This window comes from Ruminiclostridium papyrosolvens DSM 2782, from assembly GCF_029318685.1.
Lineage (GTDB): Bacteria > Bacillota > Clostridia > Acetivibrionales > DSM-1351 > Ruminiclostridium > Ruminiclostridium papyrosolvens.
Window position 1 is genome coordinate 3,083,998 of record NZ_CP119677.1, and the last position, 24,145, is coordinate 3,108,142.

The 24,145-nt window shown below is 36.7% G+C and carries 24 protein-coding genes and 1 other annotated feature; of the genes, 3 read left to right on the forward strand and 21 right to left on the reverse strand.

Annotation, left to right across the window (positions count from 1 at the left end):
* Position 1 precedes the first annotated feature (1 nt).
* The 20 genes from P0092_RS13805 to murA form a co-directional block, all read right to left on the reverse strand.
* Positions 2 to 778, reverse strand: a complete 777-nt coding sequence (locus tag P0092_RS13805) for a FliH/SctL family protein (RefSeq protein ID WP_004622016.1) — start codon at positions 776 to 778, stop codon at positions 2 to 4.
* Positions 771 to 1,799, reverse strand: a complete 1,029-nt coding sequence (fliG, locus tag P0092_RS13810) for a flagellar motor switch protein FliG (RefSeq protein WP_004622017.1) — start codon at positions 1,797 to 1,799, stop codon at positions 771 to 773. The genes P0092_RS13805 and fliG overlap by 8 nt, the downstream gene beginning before the upstream one ends.
* A 17-nt stretch (positions 1,800 to 1,816) precedes the next feature.
* Positions 1,817 to 3,391 carry a flagellar basal-body MS-ring/collar protein FliF gene (fliF, locus tag P0092_RS13815; RefSeq protein ID WP_004622019.1) on the reverse strand — a complete coding sequence of 525 codons (1,575 nt, stop codon included), beginning with the start codon at positions 3,389 to 3,391 and terminating at the stop codon, positions 1,817 to 1,819.
* 100 nt (positions 3,392 to 3,491) lie between these two features.
* The gene (gene fliE, locus P0092_RS13820; protein WP_004622021.1) at positions 3,492 to 3,800 is read right to left on the reverse strand and encodes a flagellar hook-basal body complex protein FliE; all 309 of its coding nucleotides are present in this window, start codon (positions 3,798 to 3,800) and stop codon (positions 3,492 to 3,494) included.
* 29 nt (positions 3,801 to 3,829) lie between these two features.
* Entirely contained in the window at positions 3,830 to 4,273 is a 444-nt protein-coding gene (gene flgC, locus P0092_RS13825; protein WP_004622023.1) for a flagellar basal body rod protein FlgC, read from the reverse strand.
* A 2-nt stretch (positions 4,274 to 4,275) separates the two neighbouring features.
* Complete coding sequence (flgB, locus tag P0092_RS13830) at positions 4,276 to 4,689, reverse strand: flagellar basal body rod protein FlgB (RefSeq protein WP_004622025.1); 414 nt, start codon at positions 4,687 to 4,689, stop codon at positions 4,276 to 4,278.
* A 140-nt stretch (positions 4,690 to 4,829) separates the two neighbouring features.
* Positions 4,830 to 6,140 carry a methylenetetrahydrofolate--tRNA-(uracil(54)-C(5))-methyltransferase (FADH(2)-oxidizing) TrmFO gene (trmFO, locus tag P0092_RS13835; RefSeq protein WP_004622027.1) on the reverse strand — a complete coding sequence of 437 codons (1,311 nt, stop codon included), beginning with the start codon at positions 6,138 to 6,140 and terminating at the stop codon, positions 4,830 to 4,832.
* Between the two features lie 138 nt (positions 6,141 to 6,278).
* Entirely contained in the window at positions 6,279 to 8,402 is a 2,124-nt protein-coding gene (gene topA / locus P0092_RS13840; RefSeq protein ID WP_004622029.1) for a type I DNA topoisomerase, read from the reverse strand.
* Positions 8,403 to 8,551: 149 nt separating this feature from the next.
* A complete protein-coding gene (gene dprA / locus P0092_RS13845) occupies positions 8,552 to 9,676 on the reverse strand; it encodes a DNA-processing protein DprA (protein WP_004622031.1) in 1,125 nt (374 codons plus the stop codon).
* Between the two features lie 10 nt (positions 9,677 to 9,686).
* The gene (locus P0092_RS13850; protein WP_004622033.1) at positions 9,687 to 11,216 is read right to left on the reverse strand and encodes a YifB family Mg chelatase-like AAA ATPase; all 1,530 of its coding nucleotides are present in this window, start codon (positions 11,214 to 11,216) and stop codon (positions 9,687 to 9,689) included.
* 216 nt (positions 11,217 to 11,432) lie between these two features.
* Positions 11,433 to 11,897 carry a transcriptional regulator NrdR gene (gene nrdR / locus P0092_RS13855; RefSeq protein ID WP_004622035.1) on the reverse strand — a complete coding sequence of 155 codons (465 nt, stop codon included), beginning with the start codon at positions 11,895 to 11,897 and terminating at the stop codon, positions 11,433 to 11,435.
* 91 nt (positions 11,898 to 11,988) lie between these two features.
* Complete coding sequence (locus P0092_RS13860) at positions 11,989 to 12,249, reverse strand: YlmC/YmxH family sporulation protein (RefSeq protein ID WP_040759403.1); 261 nt, start codon at positions 12,247 to 12,249, stop codon at positions 11,989 to 11,991.
* 94 nt (positions 12,250 to 12,343) lie between these two features.
* On the reverse strand, positions 12,344 to 13,117 hold the full coding sequence (sigG, locus tag P0092_RS13865; RefSeq protein ID WP_004622038.1) for an RNA polymerase sporulation sigma factor SigG: 774 nt from the start codon (positions 13,115 to 13,117) through the stop codon (positions 12,344 to 12,346).
* A 137-nt stretch (positions 13,118 to 13,254) separates the two neighbouring features.
* On the reverse strand, positions 13,255 to 13,986 hold the full coding sequence (gene sigE, locus P0092_RS13870; RefSeq protein ID WP_004622040.1) for an RNA polymerase sporulation sigma factor SigE: 732 nt from the start codon (positions 13,984 to 13,986) through the stop codon (positions 13,255 to 13,257).
* 39 nt (positions 13,987 to 14,025) lie between these two features.
* Positions 14,026 to 14,925 carry a sigma-E processing peptidase SpoIIGA gene (gene spoIIGA / locus P0092_RS13875; protein WP_004622042.1) on the reverse strand — a complete coding sequence of 300 codons (900 nt, stop codon included), beginning with the start codon at positions 14,923 to 14,925 and terminating at the stop codon, positions 14,026 to 14,028.
* Positions 14,926 to 15,167: 242 nt separating this feature from the next.
* Positions 15,168 to 16,310, reverse strand: a complete 1,143-nt coding sequence (ftsZ, locus tag P0092_RS13880; RefSeq protein WP_004622044.1) for a cell division protein FtsZ — start codon at positions 16,308 to 16,310, stop codon at positions 15,168 to 15,170.
* 153 nt (positions 16,311 to 16,463) lie between these two features.
* A complete protein-coding gene (ftsA, locus tag P0092_RS13885; RefSeq protein ID WP_004622046.1) occupies positions 16,464 to 17,708 on the reverse strand; it encodes a cell division protein FtsA in 1,245 nt (414 codons plus the stop codon).
* A 51-nt stretch (positions 17,709 to 17,759) separates the two neighbouring features.
* Positions 17,760 to 18,122 (reverse strand): small basic family protein, encoded by a 363-nt coding sequence (locus tag P0092_RS13890; RefSeq protein WP_004622048.1) that lies wholly within the window; start codon positions 18,120 to 18,122, stop codon positions 17,760 to 17,762.
* Between the two features lie 36 nt (positions 18,123 to 18,158).
* Positions 18,159 to 18,998: a cell division protein FtsQ/DivIB gene (locus P0092_RS13895; RefSeq protein WP_004622050.1), complete on the reverse strand. Its 840-nt coding sequence runs from the start codon at positions 18,996 to 18,998 to the stop codon at positions 18,159 to 18,161.
* A gap of 6 nt (positions 18,999 to 19,004) precedes the next feature.
* On the reverse strand, positions 19,005 to 19,934 hold the full coding sequence (murA, locus tag P0092_RS13900; protein ID WP_081580295.1) for a UDP-N-acetylglucosamine 1-carboxyvinyltransferase: 930 nt from the start codon (positions 19,932 to 19,934) through the stop codon (positions 19,005 to 19,007).
* 178 nt (positions 19,935 to 20,112) lie between these two features.
* Here murA and P0092_RS13905 point away from each other — a divergent pair, with 178 nt between their 5' ends.
* The 3 genes from P0092_RS13905 (at position 20,113) to aroF (ending at position 23,702) form a co-directional block, all read left to right on the forward strand.
* The gene (locus P0092_RS13905; RefSeq protein ID WP_004622052.1) at positions 20,113 to 21,516 is read left to right on the forward strand and encodes a Mur ligase family protein; all 1,404 of its coding nucleotides are present in this window, start codon (positions 20,113 to 20,115) and stop codon (positions 21,514 to 21,516) included.
* Between the two features lie 2 nt (positions 21,517 to 21,518).
* A complete protein-coding gene (locus tag P0092_RS13910; protein WP_004622055.1) occupies positions 21,519 to 22,265 on the forward strand; it encodes a type 1 glutamine amidotransferase in 747 nt (248 codons plus the stop codon).
* Positions 22,266 to 22,336: 71 nt separating this feature from the next.
* Positions 22,337 to 22,588 (forward strand) — a binding site (T-box leader).
* Between the two features lie 100 nt (positions 22,589 to 22,688).
* On the forward strand, positions 22,689 to 23,702 hold the full coding sequence (gene aroF / locus P0092_RS13915) for a 3-deoxy-7-phosphoheptulonate synthase (protein ID WP_004622057.1): 1,014 nt from the start codon (positions 22,689 to 22,691) through the stop codon (positions 23,700 to 23,702).
* Positions 23,703 to 23,763: 61 nt separating this feature from the next.
* Here aroF and P0092_RS13920 read toward each other — a convergent pair whose 3' ends face one another.
* Positions 23,764 to 24,111: a hypothetical protein gene (locus tag P0092_RS13920; protein WP_004622058.1), complete on the reverse strand. Its 348-nt coding sequence runs from the start codon at positions 24,109 to 24,111 to the stop codon at positions 23,764 to 23,766.
* Positions 24,112 to 24,145: the final 34 nt, after the last annotated feature.

Sequence of the window (24,145 nt, forward strand, 5' to 3'; positions counted from 1 at the left end):
CTTAATTTGTTGATTCATTTAATATGTCCATAAAGTCATTTTCAATTTTTTCTATTTTAGTTGCTGCACTTGCATCAATGCTGCCGAAAGAAGTCTCTATTATACAGCCACCTTCTTTTAATGAAAGATCCTTTTTGATTTCTATTTCCTCAGACCTTTCAAGCATTGATTCTAACTCATTCTTATTGTCATTAACAAAATCAAAATCCTGCTCACTTAATTTGAGAATTGCCTTCCTGTCCTTTGAACACTTCTCAAAAGCATCCTTAACCAAGAGCAATATATTCTGCTTACATTCTAATTCTTTACTGATTACTTTTTTAGCAATATCTAAAATAGTATTTACCGAATCCTCTTCCAGAGAATCCAGAATCTGCTTGTAATCAATCCCTGCTTGCATCTTAATATCCTGAGCTTCCTTAATAAGCGCTTCATATTCCTGTTTGGCCTGAGCTAATCCCTGTTCATAGCCCTCTGTCCTTGCTTCGTCAGAAACCTGTTGTTTAAGATTTTCTACATCAGCAGACGCATTTTTTAAAATATCCTTAGCTTCAAGCAAGGCTTCCCTTATTATCATATCCGCTTCTGCTTTGGCCTTATATATAATATCTTCACCCATAGAACTATTTTCGACTTGTTGCTGATCTTCTTCATCGCTTTGCTCAAAATCCAGTTTAAGTCCTATATTTCTTACGGGAGGCTGATAGGTTACAGGAAACTTAACTTGAAACGGAACTCCGACATTTACCTGATTGTTTTTGTATATTTTATTAGACAATTATTTCGTCGCCTCCCCCTCTTGAAATAACTATCTCACCTGCATCCTCCAGCTTACGAATAATATTAACAATCTTCTGCTGTGCTTCTTCAACATCTTTGAGCCTTACAGGTCCCATAAATTCCAAATCTTCTCTGATCATTTCGCTCAGACGCTTGGACATATTAGCAAATATGAGCTTTTGTACATCATCTGTTGCACCCTTAAGAGCAACTGCAAGCTGGTTGTTATCAACTTCTCTGAGGAATCTCTGAATTGATCTTCCGTCAAGAGTAAGGATATCTTCAAATACGAACATACGTCTCTTAATTTCTTCTGCAAGATCGGTATCTTCGATTTCCAATGTTTCCATAATGAATTTTTCTGTTCCTCTGTCAACAGAGTTAAGTATATCAACAATAGATTGAACGCCACCGGCAGCAGTATAATCCTCTGTAACCAAAGAAGAAAGCTTCTTTTCAAGTATTCGTTCAACTTCCTTTATTATATCAGGAGATGTTCTGTCCATAGTGGCTACTCTACGTGCAACATCTGCTTGCTTGTCCTGCGGAAGGGCTGATAGCACTACAGATGCCTGATGAGGCTTTAAATATGCCAGTATCAACGCTATTGTCTGAGGATGCTCCCCCTGAATAAAGTTAAGCAACTGTGACGGGTCAGTTTTTCGCACAAAATCAAAAGGCCTAACCTGTAAAGATACTGTAAGTTTATTTATTATGTCAACTGCCTTTTGAGAGCCTAAAGCCTTCTCAAGTATATCTTTTGCATATCCGATACCACCTTCGGCAATATACTCCTGTGCAAGACATATCTGATAGAACTCATCAAGCACTCTTTCCTTTTCGTCGGGAGTTACAGCCCTAATGTTGGCAATTTCCAAGGTTAACTGTTCTATCTCATCTTCTTTTAAATGCTTGAATATCTCAGCTGACTTCTCAGGGCCGAGGGAAATGAGCAGCATTGCAGCTTTTTCCCTCCCACTGTATTCTGTCTTTGCACTTGCTTTAGCCAAGCTTTTCACCCCACATATACATTTTTCTATTCATAATCATCTGTTAACCAATTACGTAACAACTGTGCAACAGCATCCGGTTTTTGCTTAACAAACTTATCAATCTGCTTTTTAACCTCAGATCTCTCTTCTGTATCAATTTCCGGAACAGGATCAGGTCTCATATCACTATATGCAAATTTGGAAGATGTAAGTGCAGTATCGTCATCAATTGCAAATGCAGGCTCCAGTTTCTGCTTTGATTTTTTTGGTAAAGCGATTATTACAAAAGCTATAGCCATCAATGCTAATAATGCAAGTAAACCATAACTGGAAATAAGACTCTTTAATGTATCTGCCGTAGATGGTTTTTCTACTACAGGAGGCTGAATCTTTAATTTAGATACTGCGATGTTTTCTACCGGAATACCTGTTGCCCTGCTTGTCAGATTCTTTACCTGAGTAATCATTTCATCATTTAGCTTTGAATCGTCAGCAACTCTGTTACCATATAATAAAGTAATGGCAGCAGAAGATTTCTCTGGAATAAGTTCTCCCAAAGACTTTTCACTTTGTTTATTTGTTTCATTGTATTGGAAATTCTCAGTCACATCTGATTTGTTATAAGATTTAGAACTATCGGAACCCGCCGGATAGGATGGCGTTGTGCCGGGATTTGAATTTACACCGGGAGTTCCTCCGGTATCCCCGTTTTTTAAATTTTCCTTTGTCTCTTGTCTGCTAGTGATGGCACCTGAGTCTGCACCATTAGGATTTGTATATTCCTTTGAGGACTGAGTCAAAGTATCAAAATCGAGAACTGGATTTACAACTACTTTGGCTGTATCAAAACTGTCTAATTGACCAACCAATACTTCTTTTACATTTTTTTCAAGGTCATTTTTGTACTTCTTTTTCATGTCGTATTGAGTGGATGTTTTTTCTATCCCGTCGCCACTGTCCGTATTAAGTACATTCCCTTTATTATCCACGACAGTTACGTTTTTAGGGTCCAACCCCTCAACACTGCTTGCAACTATTTTTACTATACTTTCAGCCTGCTTAGCACTTATTTCATCTTTCGGAGTAATAACCACCGACGCCTTTGCATCCTTACTGTTGTTATCATCAATCAAAAGAGTCTTTTCAGGTCTGACAATAGTTACATCAGCATTTTCAATGTTTTGAAAATGCATCAACTGTCTGGCAATATCTGATTCGTCAAGTTGCTGCCAGATGTGCTTTTTATCACTTTCAGTTGTGTTTATTTTTATATTGCTAAGCGCATCGGCAAAAGTTAAACCATTTTTAGAGTAACCAGTAGCCAATTCAAAATGAGCTTCGTCACTATCCTTTTCGTTTACAATAATACCCGATTTATCCTCAGTAAGCTTGTATGAAATTCCTTTTTCTTTTAATATTTTCTGCATTGCAGCAACTTCTTCAGTACTGGCATTGTTAATAACGGTAGTATAAGTCGGCCTTGTAATTAAAAATAGTCCTATACTTACAGAGACTACAACAATGCCTGTTATAATAAAAATACGCGTTTTTTGAGATTTATCTAATCCCTTCCAGAAGTCAAGAAGCGGTTTGAGCAATCGAGTTAAAAATTCTGGCAAAGCTACCACCTCATCAAATAATTTATTTCATCATTAGTTTTCTTTATAGAACCCTAAAAATAAATTTACATAATTCTACATAATTAACATAAATTCCTGACTATATCTGCATTCTCATTATTTCTGAATATGCATCTAAAATCTTGTTTCTTATTTGCATGGTAAATTGTAGAGCAACACTAGCTTTTTCTCCAGCAATTAAAACTTCGGGAATATTATCCGTTTTGCCTAAAGCAAAATCTTCTTGTAATTTATTAGATTGATTTTCCAGATCCGTAACCTTTGTAAGTGCTGATTTTAAATAATCTCCAAAACTTACTTCAGGTGTATTTTTATCATCATTAATTCCTTTAAGACTAAAATTATCAGGTATTAATCGTTGTACTTCCCCTATCTTGTCTACCGCCATGCCTTAACCCCCCTGATTAAAAACTACAATTATTTACCAATTTCCAAAGCTTTCAGTGCCATGGATTTGGTAGCATTTACTGATGTAACATTAGCTTCATATGACCTTGTTGCTGATATCATGTTAACCATTTCAGTAACAATATCTACATTTGGCATATTTACATATCCCTCTGCGTCAGCATCAGGATGCCCCGGATCGTATACCTTTTTAAAATCAGTAGGATCTTCCACTATACTACTGACCCTGACTCCGTTACCTCCATTGAGTTTGCTTGATGCATTCTCTAAAGCCTGAGAAAATGAATTTGAATCTGAACGTTCTTCAAATACTACTTCTCTTCTTCTATAGGGTGTACCGTCCGCGGTTCTTGTAGTATTTGCATTCGCAATATTCTGAGAAATGGTATCCATTCGTACTCTTTGAGCAGTAAGTCCTGAAGCACTTATATCCAATGCACTAAAAATACCCATAATCAGCGTCTCCCCTCTGAAATTACATTTTTAATCCTGCTATAATTGCTGTTAATCATTTGGATCAGCGAATTATACTGAATGGTGTTTTTAGCCAGATAAGCCATTTCACTGTCTATATCCACATTATTTCCATCAATACGCATACTGGTATCTGAATTATCCTGAGTAATTTCAGGCTTTATCTTATCAGTATTCTTTGATTTTATAGGTATATGCCTTTCATCAGTTGTATTCCCCTCAAGCCTTTTGCTGTCAAGAGAATCATTCAGGTACTCTTCAAAAGTGACATCCTTTCTTTTATAATTTGGAGTGTCTACATTAGCCAAATTTTGGGATATAACCTCATTTCTGGCCCATGAGGCATTTAGAGACTTTTCAAGTAAATTGTTTTTTTCATATAATTTTTCTATCATGATAACCCCGCCCCCAACTTATAGCATATAACCATATAACTCTTTTATTAGCTAAATTCTAGCATATAAAGATTAAAAATACAATAAATAAAGCTTATTATTGTACCATATTAGGACTAATTCCCCAGAATATAATAACCTTAAAGTTCTACTTTTTTGACAAAATTAACAGAATTTTTTGCAATTTCCATATTTCTCTTTTTCTTATCTCTTATGGAAACAATCATCTCATCTATTCCACTAAATATTCCAAAATTAACATTCATTGGTTGAAAATTTCTTATACTTCCATCGGATATATAATTGCTCAATGCTCCAATTGCGGTATTTGGCGGAAATACAATCCTTTCGCCTCCTCTGCACTGAGCAGCTGCATTTATTCCTGCTACAAAACCTGATGAAGTTGATTCTATATACCCTTCAACTCCGGTTATCTGCCCTGCAAAATACATGTTTTCATTGTTCTTTAGCCTGTATGTGTTGTCAAGGAGCTTAGGAGAATTGATATAGGTGTTTCTATGCATTACACCATATCTGACGAACTCTGCATTTTCAAGTCCGGGTATCAGACTAAAAACCCTTTTCTGCTCAGGCCATTTTAAGTGAGTCTGAAAACCAACAATATTGTACAGAGTTGCATTTTTATTATCTTGTCTTAGCTGTACTACTGCGTAGGACTTTACGTTCGTTCTTTCGTCAACGAGACCTACAGGTTTCAAAGGCCCGAACCTCATGGTGTCTTTTCCCCTGTAAGCCATGCTTTCTATAGGCATACAGCCTTCAAAAACCATATTCTTTTCAAAATCTTTTACTTCAGCAGCTTCAGCATTGATCAAAGCATCATAAAATACTTCGTATTCTTCTCTGTTCATAGGGCAATTTATGTAATCTTCTGAACCCTTTCCATACCTTGCAGCCCTGAAAGCCTTGTTCATGTTTATTGAATCGAAGGTAACTATTGGGGCTGCAGCGTCAAAAAAGTGAAGATATTCTTCGCCTGTAATCCCTTTTATATAATTAAACATCGGTTCTGATGTAAGAGGCCCTGTTGCAATAATAGTTATATTTTCATCTGGTACTGTATCCATTTCTTTATTGACTATCTCAATATTACTATTTTCTTTAATTTCTTTGGTTATATATTGTGAAAATCCTTCTCTGTCTACAGCAAGTGCTCCTCCTGCCGGAACTCTGGTTTCATCGGCTGCTCTCATTATCAGTGAGTCCATGGTTCTGAGTTCCTCTTTCAGCAGTCCCACTGCATTTTCAAGTTGAGCTGAACGTAGGGAGTTACTGCACACCAACTCTGCAAAATCATTAGAATGGTGAGCAGGGCTACTTTTTTCAGGCTTCATCTCATAAAGAGTTACATTAATACCCCTTTTAGCCAGCTGATACGCCGCCTCACATCCTGCAAGTCCTGCTCCTATTACATTTACTTTCTTACCCATCTAAAGTCTCCTTCAACTTATGTCAATAAATAAAATTAACCGAAAGCAGACTTTTTTTACCTTCGGTTAAAATTACAATTATAAGTATAAATAATTTTTTATAAATATACAATGTGAAAATTGTTCTATTTTTTAAATTTACTTGGCAGTATCTTTTGAGGTTTCAGTATTACTGGAACACTTGTCATTGCTGCATTTAAGAACCTTCTTTTTACCGGAGGATTTTTGAAGCATAAATGCTCCGCACACAGGACACGTTTCCTTATTAGGACTAGGCATATCCCAGCTCATAAATGAACATTCCGGATTTCTTTCACAACCAATATACTTTTTACCTTTTTTAGTCTTTTTAATGAGTACCTTTCCCTTACAAAGCGGACACTCCACCCCAGCTTCTTCTACAATAGGTTTAGTATTTCTGCATTCAGGAAATCCCGGACAAGCAAGAAATTTTCCAAATCTACCATGTTTTACCACCATAAACCTTCCGCACTTATCACATTGTACATCTGACACTTCCACAGGTAACTCAACATCGCCTATTGATTCTTCGGCCTCTTTAAGCACTCCTGCAAATGAAGAATAAAAATCCCTCATTACGGCCTTCCATTCTTTGTTACCGTCCTCAACATCATCCAGTTCGCTTTCCATCTGTGCAGTAAATTTTGTATCAACAATGTTTTCAAAATGGTTCTTCATTATGTCATTTACAATTTTTCCAAGCTCAGTCGGTACCAGCAACTTCTTTTCCTTCAAAACATAACCACGTGATAAAATAGTTGTAATTGTAGGGGCGTAAGTACTTGGTCTTCCTATCCCTTTTTCTTCCAAGGCCCTTACAAGGGTTGCCTCGGTGTATCTGGCAGGAGGTTGCGTAAAATGCTGCTTTGGCGTATTCTTTTTCAATTCAAGAATATCTCCTTCATTCAGCTGTGGCAGAGTGTTTTCCTTTTCATTCTGCTCTCCGTCTTCCTCCTTGCCTTCAACATCATTACCTTCAATGTACAACACCATAAAGCCCGGAAATTTTACTTTGGAGCCATTGGCTTTGAACATATATTTCCCTGCGGTAATATCAGCTGCTACAGTGTCGTATATGGCAGATGACATCTGACTTGATATAAATCTGTCCCATATAAGCTTGTAGAGCTTGTATTGTTCAGCACTTAGAAATTCCTTCAGTCCCTCAGGTGCCATATCCATATATGTCGGACGGATACCTTCATGAGCATCCTGAGATGCTGATTTATTTTTATATACCCTTGGATTTTCAGGTATATAATCCTGTCCGTACTTTGTCTTTATATATTCTCTGGCCTCGTTCTGTGCTTCAGTTGATATCCTTGTTGAGTCTGTTCTCATATAGGTTATAAGACCCACAGAGCCATGGCCCTTTATTTCAATACCTTCGTATAGCTGCTGAGCAACCATCATAGTTCTCTTTGTTGTAAAGCCCAGTTTTCTAGAAGCTTCCTGCTGCAATGTACTGGTAATAAAAGGTGCTGCAGCTGCTCTTTTCTTTTCCTGTTCTTTAACTTTTTGTACAATATATTGGCTTTTATTTATTTCAGCTAAAATAGAATTAACCTGTTCCTCATTTGTTAACTCCATTTTTTCCTTGCCTATGCCATAGAATCTTGCTTCAAAATTCGGACTCGCTTTCGGTTTTGAAAGTTTTGCCGTTATTGACCAATATTCCTGCGACTCAAAATTTTCTATTTCATCTTCCCTGTCGCAAATCATTTTTGTAGCTACAGATTGTACTCTACCTGCGCTCAAACCTTTTTTAACTTTCTTCCAAAGCAGAGGACTTATCTTATATCCCACTATTCTGTCCAGTACTCTTCTTGCCTGCTGTGCATCAACAAGGCCCATATCTATTGTTCTTGGCTGTTTTACTGCATTCTTTACAGCGTTTTGAGTTATTTCGTTAAAAGAAACTCTACACTTCTGCTTTTCATCAATATTTAAAATTTTGGCCAAGTGCCAGGATATCGCCTCACCTTCACGGTCAGGGTCAGTTGCGAGAAACACTTTTTTTGCTGCCTTGGCTTCTTTTTTCAGCTTTGATATAACATCGCCCTTGCCTCTTATAGTAATATACTTGGGATCAAAATCATTATCAATATCAACACCCATCTGACTTTTAGGTAAGTCCCTAACATGCCCGACAGAAGCCTCTACCTTATATCCCTTACCTAAAAATTTGCTTATAGATTTAACTTTTCCGGGAGACTCCACAATAACCAGGTTATCAGCCATTTTATTCCTCCGTGTCGAATATCCATTTTCTGTATATTATATTATTAAACAACTACTAATTTAAACTGGTTTTTTCAATCTGTCAACCTTACATTAGTAATTCTACATTAATTACTTGAAATTATTCTTATTTTTTTTATGTATTATGACTATATTATAACCTCAAATGATTTACCGGGGTTCTGTCCGATTATCCCTTTCATTTCAAGCATAAAGAGTATACTGTTTGCATCTTTTGCAGAAATATTACTTCTTACAAGTATTTCATCAATATTATGTGCTCCCATTAAAATTACCTTTAATATTTTTATTTCGTCAGTTGTTAGTCCTTTAAACAGATTTAGGTATTCTTTACAGATTTCATTATTGGTATCCTCATGTATAGGTGTAAAATTTTGTATTCCGCCGTATTCAAATTCTTCTAAAATATCTGAAGCATTTAATACCAGTTTAGCTCCTTCTTTAATTAATTGGTTTGTACCCATACTATAGGCACAGTCGATATTTCCCGGAACGGCAAATACCTCTCTTCCCTGTTCCAAGGCACACCCTGCAGTAATAAGTGAACCACTCCTTTTAGCTGCCTCAACCACAAGTACTCCACCGGAAATACCACTTATTATCCTGTTTCGCGCCGGAAAGTTATGTTGCAACGGAGGCATTCCCGGAGGGTATTCAGATAACACTAATCCTTTGGAATCAATTATTTCCTTAAATAATCCTGCATTTTCCTGAGGATAAATATTATCAAGGCCGGAACCGAGAACTGCTATGGTTTTTCCTCCTGCGTCCAGACACCCTCTATGGGCAATACTGTCTATTCCTCTTGCTAGGCCGCTTACTATTGCTACGCCTCTCATTGAGAGGTCATATGACAGTCTGCCTGCCGCTTTGGCACCATATACGGTAGTTCTTCTGGAGCCAACAATTGCAATAGAAAAACTGTCATATTCGAGCTTTCCTTTATAATATAAAGCTATTGGCGGGTCATAAATATTTTTCAGTTTTTGAGGATAGGTTTCTTCATAAATATTTACCATTTTTATATTATTTCGTATCATTGCTTGGTATATAGTACCAACTCTAGCTCTTTTGTCTGAGTTTAAAAGCTCTTTTATGTTTTTTTCAGTTAATCCTTTTGTATTTTTAAGTTCATTTTTAGAAAGGCCATATATAACATCGGGACTTTTAAATTTATCCAGTAAATCAAATGCTTTTTTGGGACTTAATCCTTCCAAAGATGATAACCAAATCCAATACTCAATATCTCTCATAAACTCTCCTCTATATTTTTATTCTGTCCATGCTGCGGTATTGTATCGCTTCGGCAATATGTTCAGATTTTATTTTCTCGCTATCATCCATATCAGCAATAGTCCTTGCTACTTTTAGTATTCTGTCATAAGCACGAGCACTCAGTCCAAGCCTTTCAAATGCCATTTTAAGAAGGCAAGAAGTACTTCGGTCAAGTTCACAGTATTTTCTTATCAATGTTGGTGTCAATTCAGAATTGGAATATATTCCTAATTTTCTGTACCTGTCATTCTGAAGCTTTCTTGCCCTGTTTACTCTTTCACGTATGACAGCAGATGTTTCTTCCTTAACCGCATTATTTAAATCCTCGTATCTTACCGGATGTATTTCTGTGTGTATATCAATCCTGTCCAGTAACGGTTGACTTAGTTTGCCAAGATATTGCTGCACCATTTTGGGTGTGCAACTGCATTTGTTGGTCTGCTCCAGATAATAACCGCATTTGCATGGGTTAGCAGCACAAATAAGAGTTGTTCTTGCAGGGTATGTAATACTTCCGTTAACTCTGGATATGGTTATCTCTCCATCTTCCAGAGGCTGTCTAAGTACTTCAATAGCACTTTTTTCAAATTCCGGGAATTCATCCAGAAACAGAACACCGTAATGAGCTAGGCTAACTTCTCCCGGTTTACACTGTTTTCCGCCTCCTACAAGACTTATTGCTGATATGGTGTGATGAGGATTTCTGAAAGGTCTCTGAGTAAGCAGAGAAGTATTTCTCGGCAAAAGACCCGAAATACTGTGTATTTTCGTTATTTGAACTGCTTCCTCGAAGGTCATGTCAGGAAGTATTGAGGGCAGTCTTTTCGCCAGCATTGTTTTTCCGCTGCCGGGTGAACCCATCATCAACATATTATGTGAACCACACGCAGCTACCTCCATTGCCCTCTTTAAACTTGCCTGCCCCTTTACATCACAAAAATCCAAGCTATCCTTAGTATTATGCATAAATATGCTGTCCACGTTCGTAAAGTAGGATAGAATAATGCTATCTCCATTCAGGTGCTTTATAATATCATTAAGGCATTTTACCGGTAAAATGTTTACACTGCTGAATACTGCTGCTTCATCCGAATTTGTTTCAGGTACAAATATATTTTTTATGTTATTTGCAGCTGCACAGCAAACCATTGATATAATCCCATCTATAGGTTTTATACTTCCGTCCAGAGAAAGTTCTCCTAAGAACATGTACGACGAAAGGTCAGTATTTTTTATTATATCCGAAGCTACAAGTATTCCTACTGCAATGGAAACGTCATACATTGATCCTCCCTTCCGCAGACTTGCAGGAGCAAGATTTATTGTTATTCTCCTTACGGGAAAATCCATACCGCTGTTCTTAATAGCAGCTCTGACCCGCTCACGTGATTCTCTCACTGCCATATCGCCAAGTCCTACTACGTCAAAATTGGGTATACCATTGCTTATATCCGTTTCAACGTCAACAATACAGCCGTCAATACCCAAAAGGGCACAGCTCTTTACCTTTGAGACCATATAAAAGATCCTCTCATTTAATTTTTTTAGAAATTTCAGATGTAAAACGCTTTAGAATATAACTTAAGAATTTTAATTAGAAGCCTTACCAATTTTTGAAAAAATACTAAGAAATTACAAGAAATGATATCATTTAAATGAAATTTTACCATATAATTTAAATAAAGTCAAAAAGCCCATTCAATAAAAGTGAATGGGCTGTATTTTTTATATAGACTATTCTATTTTTTCATCTCTAAGAAGCTTTCTGAGCTCGTCCATGAAAGTATTTATATCCTTGAATTGCCTGTAAACAGATGCAAATCTTACGTAAGCAACTTCGTCCATAGCTTTGAGCTTTGACATAACCATTTCCCCAATGTCTTCTGTAGTTACTTCCCTTTGAAGTGAATTATGCAGTTGTGATTCGATATTTTCTACCATTTTTTCCAAATCATTTATAGAAACAGGCCTTTTCTCACATGCTCTCAAGAGTCCGTTCATTAGTTTATCCCTATCAAAGGGCTGTCTTGACTTATCTTTTTTTATTACCATAAGTGGTAAACTTTCAACCTTCTCATATGTGGTAAATCTTCTGTTGCATTTTGTACATTCACGTCTTCTTCTTATAGCAGAGCCTTCGTCTGTAGGTCTGGAATCAATGACCTTATCTTCTATAAAACCGCAAAAGGGACACTTCATTTGTTTTTATCCTCCTGTTGTAAAAGCAAGTGTTTTTTATGCTGATTCCATTTTACCTTATTTGATAATATTTGTATACCTACAGCTACTATCATTCTAAAAACTTTCTGACAATATTCTCATTCATTTCAACCAGTATTATTTCGTCACCAACCTTTATTATGCTTTCCCATGGAATTATGTATTCATTGTCCTTTCCGAACAGACCAAACCATTTACCCGGTATCGGTACTACTATACCCTCTATTCTTCCTTCATTCAGGTTTATTTCAACATCTGAGACCATTCCCAGTCGTGTACCATCCGAAACATTTATAACTTCCTTCTCCTTCAGGCTGCTTGCTCTTCTCATATATTGACCTCCGCAATCTATAAAAAAATTAGGACATATATTAATCATTATATGTCCTAATTTTTTTGATATGAAATATTTAGTTGTTCATTTGTTAAATGTACTTCTTCATATGCATTAATGCTGTCTTTTCAAGCCTTGATACCTGTGCTTGAGAGATTCCTATTTCATCTGCAACTTCCATTTGAGTTCTTCCTTCAAAGAATCTGAGATTGAGAATCAGTTTTTCCCTATCATTGAGTTTACGCATGGCTTCCTTCAGAGAAATCGTTTCAAGCCAATTTTCGTCAATATTCTTGTCATCACTGACCTGGTCCATTACGTAAATGGCATCTCCTCCGTCATGGTAGACGGACTCAAACAACGATATAGGGTCTTGAATCGCATCCAATGCAAAAACAATATCCTCCTTTGGAAGTTGAAGCTCCTGAGCCAGTTCTGCGATTGTAGGCTCCTTTGAATTTTGTGTTGTAAGCCTCTCCTTTGCCTGTAATGCCTTATATGCAATATCTCGCAATGAACGGCTGACTCTTATGGAGTTATTGTCCCTGAGATACCTTCTGATTTCTCCTATTATCATGGGGACTGCATAAGTTGAGAACTTGACATTCTGACTTACATCAAAATTATCTATAGCTTTTATTAAACCTATGCAGCCTACCTGAAACAAATCATCTACATATTCTCCTCTATTATTAAATCTCTGAATAACACTTAATACAAGCCTGAGATTTCCATTTATAAACTCATCTCTAGCAGAATTATCGCCTTTATGCATTCTTTCAAATAGTACTTTTTTCTGTTCGTTAGTAAGAACAGGAAGTTTAGATGTATTAACGCCACATATTTCAACTTTATTGATAAGCATATAAAAAACCTCCAGAGCAATAATAACTATGCAATATCATTATTGCCATGAAGGCCTAATTTATACTGAATCAGCATCCAAAATATTTTTCTCCAAACCCTTGACAATCTTGCTTTTGAGGGCTCAACGGCTTCTTTCTAGGTCATCCTGCTAATCTCTTTTTTTAGTCTGCTGATAATTCTTTTTTCAAGTCTGGAAATATAAGACTGTGATATGCCCAGCATGTCTGCCACTTCTTTTTGAGTTTTTTCAACGCCGTTAGAAAGTCCGAAGCGGAGTTCCATTATTTTCTTCTCTCTTACTGATAATTTTTTCATTGCCGCAGCAAGAAGTTCCTTGTCAACCTCGTCCTCAATACTCCTATGAATCATGTCATTGTCGGTTCCAAGTATATCCGACAGCAGAAGTTCATTACCATCCCAATCGATATTTAAAGGTTCATCAATAGATATTTCGGCCTTAACCCTATTGTTTCTTCTCAAATACATGAGAATTTCATTTTCAATACATCTTGAAGCATATGTTGCAAGCTTGATATTTTTTGAAGGATTAAAGGTATTTATAGCCTTTATCAAACCTATAGTACCGATGGAAATCAAATCCTCTACTCCTACACCTGTGTTTTCAAACTTTCTTGCGATATAAACAACCAGTCTGAGATTTCGTTCAATTAAAATACTTTTAACACCATAATCGCTTTGTTCAAGCTTATTAAGAAGGTATGTCTCTTCGTCAAGGGTAAGAGGCGGCGGCAAAGCCTCACTGCCTCCTATGTAATGTACGGGAAAGACACTTCCAATCTTAAATTTTCTTAATAGCGTTTCGTACTTGATAAGTAAGTACATCTTACACCTGGATACAAAATTCATTTAGCTGTCCCCTTTCAAATATGTATATAGTAATTCAGCCTACGCAACCAGTTCCGGACCAAGCAGTGCCTTGTACTTTTCATTCCTTGATAGGGACTTGTTGTATATACCTACAATCACATTTTTTACATCCCTTTTTTCTTCTTCCTCACCTATTTCAATAAAATCAGGTTTAAACCCTATAAGCATTCCGTTTTCCTTGCCTAATGAGCTAAAGGGTATCAACCTGAATCTTGAAAACCACTTAGAAGTTGAAATTGTTGTAGTTACACAGCTTAAATCGTCTTCTTTTGAATTTTTAAAGATATCCTTTATCTCTATGGGCAGTAGTTCTTCTAATGCGTTAAATTCTACAACCATTACAGGATTATTTGTTAAAGGGTCCTTTAATGAATTACCGGTATCTACTAAAGCAGGAAACCCAATCTTTCTGTTATCAAAGGTAATCTTTACCGGTATCAGAAGATTCTCTCTTGTAAATTTACTTTGAATAACTTCCATAAATATTTTTATGATTATACCTACAGTAACAAGTGAAAAAAACATCAAACTCCACTTCGATTGTCCAAAAACATAAACAATACCGTTTTTCACAAAACCTCCCTGGTCATTGAAAAACAAGAACGCAAGTGCCGCACCGGCAAATATAAAAGTTGAAATGTAAAAGATTACCAATGTTTTTATAAATGTCATAATACTCCTCGGGAAAAAGGTTACAGCAATTATAAAAAAGGACAAAAGTATTTTTGCTACTGTAGTGTAAAATACCTTTATATCAGGTTCAATTATGATTATACCAACATATAAGGCACCTATTATCGCGCCTAAAAATAATCGCAAAGTACTGGTTCTGTATTTGGAAAACTTTGCAGTAACATATAGAATAAGATAATTGATAACCAAATTTTCAAGTATAAGAACATCCAAATAAATTTCCACTTTTATACCTCACAATTACTAAAAGACCTGTACGGAAATTTTATCTATTAAATTATTATTCAAGCCTTTATGTTTTTATGTTTATTATACATAGCTAAATAACAAAAGTTTGTCAAAAAGAAATGTAGAAAAAGAATTTTCATATGACAAAATAGGTTTGCAAAAACCTCGAAAATGCAAAAAACCCGTTGGAACTTCCAACGGGTTGTAAATGCGATAAATTAACTTAATTTATGCTCTATTTATTTAAATCTATTTCTTCTCAGAAAAGTTGGTATATCAAGTTCATTGTCAACTGACATTGAACCTGAGGTATTCTTCTCTTGGGAAATTGAACCGTAACTACCGCTTTCAACAGATGCTGAAGCATTTGTTGTTACAGAATTTTTAACTACTTTTTCAACGGGCTTCTCAGTCTTCTTAAGAATAGGACTAGTCTCAAAACCGGTTGCAATAACTGTTATCATAAGTTCATCCTTGAGATTGTCATCAATAACAGCTCCAAAAATTATATTTGCTTCGGGATCAGCAGATTTCTGAACCAGTTCAGCTGCAGTATTTACTTCAAACAGCCCCAAATCAGGTCCTCCTGTAATATTTACAAGAACTCTCCTTGCTCCCTCAATTGATGTTTCAAGAAGGGGACTTTGGATTGCCTGTTTTGCTGCATCTTCCGCCCTGCTTTCACCGGATGCTCTTCCAACACCCATGTGAGCTAAACCGGAACTAAGCATTATTGTTTTTACATCGGCAAAGTCAAGATTTACCAATCCGGGAACTGCAATCAAATCTGAAATACCCTGCACACCCTGACGTAGTACATCATCAGCCATTCTGAAAGCCTCTACCATTGTTGTTCTCTTCTCAACAACCTGAAGAAGTCTGTCATTTGGAATTGTTACCAAAGAGTCAACTGAATTTTTAAGGTTTTCTATTCCTCTTTCAGCATGCTGCATACGGGTTCTGCTTTCAAACATAAAAGGTTTTGTAACAACAGCTACTGTAAGAATACCCATCTCTCTTGCAAGTTGTGCTACAACAGGAGCAGCTCCTGTTCCTGTTCCGCCTCCCATACCGGCAGTAACAAAAACCATGTCGGCACCCTTTATGGCTTGAGCAATCTCATCTCTGCTCTCATTTGCTGCTTTTTCTCCGGTTTCAGGATTTGCACCGGCACCAAGCCCTTTAGTAAGCTTGTCGCCTATCTGAATCTTTGTATTGGCTTTTGATAAAAACAATGCCTGCTTATCAGTATTAATCGCTATAAAATCCACGCCTCTTAACCCGGCTGCTATCATCCTGTTAACGGCATTATTACCACCGCCGCCGCAACCAATAACTTTTATTTGGGCAAAATGGTCCATGTCAATTTCGAAATCTAGCAATTTAAATCCCCCTTTAGCATTTGTAATAAAACTTGATGTGTATATCTATTAAATTAAACGGAATAAATTGTCTTTTTTTATATATAGCGTAGAAAAACACATATTAATACTATATATTATAAAAACAAATTAGGCAAGTTTTGATTTTATTACCTAGTAAAAAAATTCTTTTAAGGCATTTAATACCTTTTTAATAAAGGATTTTTCTTTATCTTTTTTTACAGGCTTTAAATCAGTTTTTTTACTGATAGAACTTGTTGTACTTGCTTCTCTTTCCTGTTTTCCTATGTAACTGATTATACCCGCTGCAGTACAATGCTGCAGGCCGGATAAACTTCTTACCTTTGGTGTTGCTACCCGTACAGGCATATTGAATAGCTCATTTGCTATTTGTACCGCTCCATCCATTGCAGCTATTCCGTTTCCGGAAAGCACAACTCCTGCACCGTAATTACCCGGACAGTTATCTTGGATAAGCTCACAGCATATGCTGAACATCTCATAAACTCTTGCTTCAATTACCTCTATAATATCTGAAACCTTAATATTCTTCTTATAACTCTCGCTGATATCGTTTACGGTTATATCCTGATCAAATTTAATAAGAGCCGTGGAGGCCAGTTGAAGTTGTCTTTTTATCTTTTCCGCTTCTGAATAAGTAATTTTAAGAGCTATAGACAAGTCGTTGGTTATATGATCCCCACCCACAGGAATACACTTGTTCATAACCAACATCTCATTTTTGAAAACACTTATCTCTGTGGAACCTCCTCCAACATCAATAAGCACTACTCCCATCTCCTTTTCGTCGGGAGCTAAAATGCATTCCCCCGCAGAAAAGCCTTCGGGTATTATCCCATCAACTTTCAAACCTGCTTTTTCCATACTTCTTACAATATTTTGAACCGAGATAATTTTTCCTATTACTACGTCAAAATCTCCCTCAAGTTTTGTCCCCTTCATACCTACAGGATCTGTGATACCATCGTAACCGTCTACCAGGTACTGTCTTGGAACAACATCTATAATCTCACTGCCTTCGGGTATATCCATAGTACCCGCTGAGTAAAGAAGTTTTTGTACGTCGTTCCTTGAAATTTCCTTATTATCGCTGGCAACAATAGTAAAATTCTTATAATTTTTTATATCCACATGCAGTCCCGAAATATTTACGTATGCAGTAACAACCTTGATTTCTGCCTGAGTTTCAGCGATTTTCAACGAATTTCTGATAGATGACGAAACCGCTTCAATATCTATAATTATTCCTTTTTTAACTCCTGTACAAGGATCAGTTCCTTTACCTAAGACCTCTACCTCACCCATGCTGTTAATCTTTCCGATTACCGTACTTACTTTGGAAGTACCTATGTCAATTCCTACAATGATATCAGACACCGAACTGACCCCCTAAATGTGTATCTATAGTACTTTGCACAATATTTTAATCTAAACATCCTCTTTTACTATATTATCTTTTTTAAACGTTTTATTCAATAGATATCTTCTAATTAAAGCAAAGTTTAAGAAAAGTCTGTTACCGAAGGCAAAAATAGCTGCAAAGTATATTTGTATTCCCAGTTTGTCCCCAATATAAGCAAGACCGGCAGCAAGCAACGCATTACCAAAAAAGCCTGACAGGAATACTCTCATCTCAAATTTTTTGTTTATTGACGCAACTATTCCTCCAAAAACAGAGTCTAATGCAGCTAGTATAGCCACCGCCACATATGTAAAATACTCTGATGGTATTGTAATTGGAATAAACATCCCTGCAATTATTCCCAGAATTAATCCTAAAATCGGTATCATATTAACCTCCATAAGCCACAATATTATGTATTTTAATTATTCAGCCGGAGCAAAGAACGGATACTTGCCTGTGGTAAAATCCAGTGTACCCTTTTGCTTGGCATTAATATTATTAACAAAAAAATTCCTTAAGAACCCTATTTTATAATCCAATTCATCCATGTCACCAAACTTCACTGTAACCCTGTTTTCAAACACAGCTGTTATAACACCGGGATCAGACATATTAACTACAGTCAGCCTTGGATACATCTTTTGTTTAGTATCCTTATCATTTTTTATAAGGGCATTACAAAAAATCATCAAGTCACTCAGTGTATCTTTATTCTTAAATTTTAACTCTTGTCCCAACTTAAAGCTATCCAACGAATTACCTATTATTTTGATATATTTCTTTTTTTCATTTTGATTTGTAATAACTTCCAATGCAAACCCCTGTTTATCAATTAACAGACTTGTCCCTTTAATATCCAGTATGCAATAAGGTGTTCTCTCAGTAACCTTAATTTTTATGGATTTGGGTAGAGATGGCCTTATACTGATAGAGCTTATATACGGCATAGATTCAGAAACTGCTTTTTCCTTGTCTCCAAACTTCAGAGTTAACAGATTCTTTGGTTTCTCTCCAAGCATTTTGAACACATTCTGGCCTGTAACAAGCCCTGAACGTAAAATTATTTCGTTGGCCTGATATTTTTTATTGCCTGTAACCTTTATGTTATCTACTATAAAAACTGAAGAACGGACGAATAAAACAGCCGCCGTCACAATCACAACAAGTGTAAATAACTTTTTGAGCCTTCTTATTTTAAATCTGTATTTCTTTTTCTTTTTATCTTTTGTAGTTTTTAAATTTTTCTTTTGACTGTTATTCATTCGCTTTTATACCCTAATAATTTTTGCGCCTAAAGCAGACAGTTTATCTTCTATTTTATAGTAGCCTCTGTCAATATGCTCAAGACCAGTAATTATAGTTTCTCCTTTTGCTGCTAATCCGGCAAGAACCAAAGCCGCACCTCCACGTAAATCTCTTGCTGCAACCTGCGCTCCATTAAGGCTGTCAACACCTTTTATGACAGCTACACGACTGTCTATTCTGATGTTTGCACCCATCTTTAAGAGTTCGTCAACATGTTTATATCTGCTTTCAAATATTGTCTCAATTACAATGCTGGTACCCTTACATATAGAAAGCAATGTCATCAGCTGTGCCTGCATATCCGTCGGAAATCCCGGATACGGCAATGTACGCACTACCTCAACGGCATCTAGCCGTGTTCCGGCATTCATCTGTATGTCATTCCTTTTTATGGAAATCTGACAGCCAATATCCCTTAACACCGATGCAATTGATATAATATGTTCAGGTATAATGTTCTTTATTGTTACATTGCCGCCTGTAATAGCAGCAGCAACCATATATGTACCTGTAATTATCCTGTCTGGGATTACAGTATGCTCAACATTATTGGGCTTTTTCTCAAGGCCTTTAATTCTTATAACCCCTGAGCCTGCTCCGGTAACCTTTGCCCCTATTTTTTGAAGAAAATTCTGCAAATCTACAATCTCGGGCTCTTTTGCTGCGTTTCTGATAATAGTGTCACCCTGTGCATAAACAGCAGCTATCATTGTATTTTCCGTCGCCCCTACACTTGGATAATCAAGGTAAATTTCGCAACCCTTCAGTCCGTCTGTCTCGCATAATATGTAACCGCCGCTAATATCATCTATTTTTGCACCAAGGCTTCTTAGTGCTTTTAAATGTAAATCAATAGGTCTTGGGCCTAATTCACAACCACCTGATTGTGTTATATTGTTGTCATCATACTATAATAATTATATCATAATGTAATATTGCCCATCAATGCGATATAAAACATAAGAAAATTGTTAAAAATCAAAATAGTATATTTAAAAGCAAACTCAAGATGATATAATGTTTACTAAAAGTTATTTAATTTTTGGTTTTTAAAATTACTTAGGAGAACATATGAACTTAAGAAAAGTACTGACAATAATAATATCAAAATTAACCATAAGAATACTCAGATTACTGAAAAAAGGCGGCACGACCCTGCCCGGCAAGGTTGCGTTCAAATTATATCCGGATATTCTGAAATCAATAGCAAAAGACTTTGAAATAATCATGGTTACGGGAACTAACGGAAAGACAACAACTTCCAGAATTATTGAAGAAATTCTAAAAAATAATAATGTTGATTACATAACCAACAAATCGGGTGCAAACTTATTAAGCGGTATAACTACAACTTTTATACAGGCTGTTTCTCCCTTGGGAAAGCCAAAACATAAAACCGCCCTTATTGAAAGTGATGAGGCGGCATTTAATCAGGTTACAAAACATCTCCAACCAAAATCTGTAGTCGTTACTAATTTTTTCAGAGACCAGTTGGACCGTTACGGGGAACTATATTCTACATTAAATGCTGTTAAATCCGGTTTGGACAGGCTGGATGAAAAAACTACCCTTATACTCAATGCCGATGATTCAATGTGTGCGTCACTTGGTCACAAAACCGAAAAACTTGTATTTTACTATGGTTTCGGTGAAGCGGCAAGTCAACAGAGTTCTGAAAATATCAATACGGATGCCATGTTCTGTATTTTCTGCAAAGGGAAATATCAGTACAAAAGCCATGTATATGGCCATTTAGGCGGATTCTATTGCCCTGAATGCGGATATTCAAGACCCGTGGCAGACCTTGAATGTATTGGTATTGAAGAAGCCGGTAGCAACCATACAACCATCAGATGGAAATGTTCAAAAGCCTTGGACACCGACGAATCTGAGTATACTACTCAGATTAATCTTCCCGGTCTCTATAATGTATACAATGCAATGGCTGCCGCAACCTGTGGTCTTTCCCTTGCATATAGTCATGAAACAGTGCAGAAGGCTGTAGAATCCTTTGAATGCGGCTTCGGCAGAATGGAAACCATCAATGTTGGAAATAAATCAATAAAATTAATCCTTGTAAAAAATCCAACGGGATTTAATCAGGTACTTAACTTCCTGACCCTTGACAAGCAGCCCTTGAATATAGCCTTCCTTATTAATGACAAGCTGGCTGACGGGACAGATATTTCCTGGCTGTGGGATGTTGATTTTGAACATCTGAATACTGCAGGTGACAGAATCGTTAATCTTATAACCTCGGGTATTAGAGGTGAGGATATGGCTGTACGTCTTAAATACAGCGGCCTAGATACAAAGAAAATCAGAATAATAAAAGACTACCATAGGGTTATTGATGAGGGACTAAAAGCTGTTGCTGACGGAGGATGTTTTTATATCCTTCCTACTTACACAGCTATGTTGGATATCAGAGGTATTTTAAAGAAAAAGTTTAACTTAAAGGAGTTCTGGAAATAAATATGTATCAATTAAAAATTTGTCATTTATACCCTGACCTTTTGAACACCTACGGAGACATGGGAAACATACTTGCTCTGAAAAGACGTGCTCAGTGGCGCAATATTGATGTAACAGTAACCAATGTCACAATCGGAGACAGCTTCGACTCGGAAGAATACGATATTATTTTCCTCGGAGGCGGTCAGGATTACGAGCAGGAGATTATCCAAAACGATGTACTGCTTCAAAAGGGAGCAGAAATAAAAAATGCAGTTGAAGGAAGTAAGGTATTCCTATGTATATGCGGCGGATATCAGCTCATGGGAAAATACTATAAGACCTGGGACGGAAAAGAGCTTGAATACTTGGGTGCACTTGATTTATGGACAATCGGCGGTAAGGAGAGAATGATAGGCAATATTGTATTTGAAAGCGGTTTGATTTCAGATAATGGCTCACCTCTCAAAATCGTTGGATTTGAGAATCATTCGGGACGCACATATCTCGGTGATAATGTTCGTCCTTTGGGTAAGGTTCTTTCAGGTAATGGTAATAATGGTACTGATGGGTTTGAAGGTGCTGTTTACAAAAATGTATACTGCTCCTATTCACATGGAAGCCTCCTGCCTAAAAACCCTCATCTGGCAGATCATCTTATATCTATGGCACTAAAGCAAAGGTATAATGAATTTGAGGGCCTTACTCTGTTAGAAGATGAGTTTGAGAACGCAGCAAGAATTACCATGCTGCAGAGGCTACTAAAATAGTGTTAGCCATAAAAAACCATTGACTTTTTATTATAGTGCATGTTACTATAGTTCTAATACAATATTTGTAAGTAAATGTGATGAATGGGAAAAGTAAACTTTACGAGTCTTTAAAGCGAGCAGTGGTCTGGTGGAAGCATTGCAGGATAGTATTTTTGAAGTTCTCCCATGAACAGTTGGCTGAACCTTTTATGTAGGTCATACCGGGTCTTTCCCGTTACAGGAAGAAGTGTATCGGAATTTTATTTGTTTTCCCGTACATGATTGAGTGGGTTTTACCAATTTGGGTGGTACCGCGTAGGCTATAAGTCTTCGTCCCTTGTTTATAGGGATGAGGGCTTTTTTATTATCTAAAACCCAGAAATGCTCACTAGTTTGCTTGAGACATTTGTATTAAAAAATTAATTTGCGGAGGGTAAAGTTATGATTATTGTAATGAAGCAAAGTGCGACTGTAAAGGATATTGAAAACGTTGAAAACAGGCTGCTTGATTTAGGTTTTAAAACCCATCCCATTCACGGAGATATAAAAACGGTAATCGGAGCAATCGGTGATAAAAGGCTTCTGAATGTTCACGCTATATCCCAGATGCAAGGTGTAGAAACTCTTGTTCCAATTATGAAACCGTATAAACTTGCAAGCAATGAACTTCAACATACACCAACCGTTATAGACATCGGCGGTGTTAAAATAGGCGGTGAAGAAATTGTCGTTATGGCAGGACCCTGTGCCATAGAAAATGAAAAGGATTTTGTTGATACTGCTATAAGTGTAAAAAACAGTGGTGCTAAAATCCTTAGAGGCGGTGCCTTCAAGCCGAGAAGTTCTCCTTATGCATTTCAGGGACTTGAAGAAGACGGTCTCAAAATAATGGTTGCAGGTCGTGAGGCTACCGGTCTTAAAATGGTTACTGAGGTTGTGGATACCAGAGATGTAGAGCTTGTAAATAAATATACAGATATCTTCCAGATTGGCGCAAGAAATATGCAGAATTTCAGGCTATTAAGTGAGGTTGGAATGACCCGCAAACCTGTACTTTTGAAAAGAGGTCTGTCTGCCACTATTGAAGAATGGCTTATGGCTGCTGAATATATAATTGCAGAGGGAAATCATGAAGTTATTCTTTGCGAGCGAGGTATACGTACTTTTGAAACAATTACCAGAAATACCCTTGATTTAAGTGCAATTCCCGCAATAAAGGATGTTTCTCACCTTCCCGTTGTTGTTGACCCCAGTCATGCCACCGGTAATTGGAAGTATGTTCCTGCACTTGCAAAGGGAGCTATAGCTACCGGTGCAGACGGTCTTATAATTGAGGTTCACCCTAATCCCCCATGCGCATTGTGTGATGGTCCCCAATCACTAAGGCCGGAGAGATTCAAAAGTCTAATGGATGAATTGAGATTAGTGGCTCAAGCAGTACAAAGAACTATTTAATCTATACCAAAAAGGAAAGCTACTGATGAATCAGTGCTTTCCTTTTTATTTTTTGTGTCTTCTATACTATGTATTCCATATCGGCAGGCCTATACGTAATAACGTCATCCTCATTAGAAATAACCTGCATACAATCAACCCCGCTGTAATTGAGTTTATCCGCTTCGTTTAGTTTAAGATACACTAAGGTGTTTTCAAATATTTTAATGTTTATTCTGTCGAATATCTCCTTTTGCAAAATATCAATTATAGTATTGATATTTTCAATTGCCGAATGCATTGACTTCGATTCTATTATAACGGGTATCCTGGAATTTGCGGGACTTAAAAGCTTTACATGAAGTATTCCGGGATCTATAACATTTTGTGTAGGATATAGCAAATCTCTCTCAAATAGAAGTGAATTCATTTCTATTGCACCCTCCTAATCAGATATTACATTT

What these genes read in the sequence shown, in the direction of transcription:
- topA (WP_004622029.1), bottom strand. Translation starts at nt 8,402, where the DNA reads ATGGCTGATAACCTGGTTATTGTGGAGTCTCCCGGAAAAGTTAAATCT.
- flgB (WP_004622025.1), bottom strand. Translation starts at nt 4,689, where the DNA reads ATGATAGAAAAATTATATGAAAAAAACAATTTACTTGAAAAGTCTCTA.
- trmFO (WP_004622027.1), bottom strand. Translation starts at nt 6,140, where the DNA reads ATGGGTAAGAAAGTAAATGTAATAGGAGCAGGACTTGCAGGATGTGAG.
- P0092_RS13910 (WP_004622055.1), top strand. Translation starts at nt 21,519, where the DNA reads ATGTATCAATTAAAAATTTGTCATTTATACCCTGACCTTTTGAACACC.
- nrdR (WP_004622035.1), bottom strand. Translation starts at nt 11,897, where the DNA reads ATGAAGTGTCCCTTTTGCGGTTTTATAGAAGATAAGGTCATTGATTCC.
- P0092_RS13890 (WP_004622048.1), bottom strand. Translation starts at nt 18,122, where the DNA reads ATGATACCGATTTTAGGATTAATTCTGGGAATAATTGCAGGGATGTTT.
- P0092_RS13905 (WP_004622052.1), top strand. Translation starts at nt 20,113, where the DNA reads ATGAACTTAAGAAAAGTACTGACAATAATAATATCAAAATTAACCATA.
- sigE (WP_004622040.1), bottom strand. Translation starts at nt 13,986, where the DNA reads ATGAATTTTGTATCCAGGTGTAAGATGTACTTACTTATCAAGTACGAA.
- dprA (WP_004622031.1), bottom strand. Translation starts at nt 9,676, where the DNA reads ATGAGAGATATTGAGTATTGGATTTGGTTATCATCTTTGGAAGGATTA.
- P0092_RS13860 (WP_040759403.1), bottom strand. Translation starts at nt 12,249, where the DNA reads ATGAGAAGAGCAAGCAGCCTGAAGGAGAAGGAAGTTATAAATGTTTCG.
- sigG (WP_004622038.1), bottom strand. Translation starts at nt 13,117, where the DNA reads ATGCTTATCAATAAAGTTGAAATATGTGGCGTTAATACATCTAAACTT.
- fliE (WP_004622021.1), bottom strand. Translation starts at nt 3,800, where the DNA reads ATGGCGGTAGACAAGATAGGGGAAGTACAACGATTAATACCTGATAAT.
- P0092_RS13920 (WP_004622058.1), bottom strand. Translation starts at nt 24,111, where the DNA reads ATGAATTCACTTCTATTTGAGAGAGATTTGCTATATCCTACACAAAAT.
- P0092_RS13850 (WP_004622033.1), bottom strand. Translation starts at nt 11,216, where the DNA reads ATGGTCTCAAAGGTAAAGAGCTGTGCCCTTTTGGGTATTGACGGCTGT.
- aroF (WP_004622057.1), top strand. Translation starts at nt 22,689, where the DNA reads ATGATTATTGTAATGAAGCAAAGTGCGACTGTAAAGGATATTGAAAAC.
- P0092_RS13895 (WP_004622050.1), bottom strand. Translation starts at nt 18,998, where the DNA reads ATGAATAACAGTCAAAAGAAAAATTTAAAAACTACAAAAGATAAAAAG.
- flgC (WP_004622023.1), bottom strand. Translation starts at nt 4,273, where the DNA reads ATGGGTATTTTTAGTGCATTGGATATAAGTGCTTCAGGACTTACTGCT.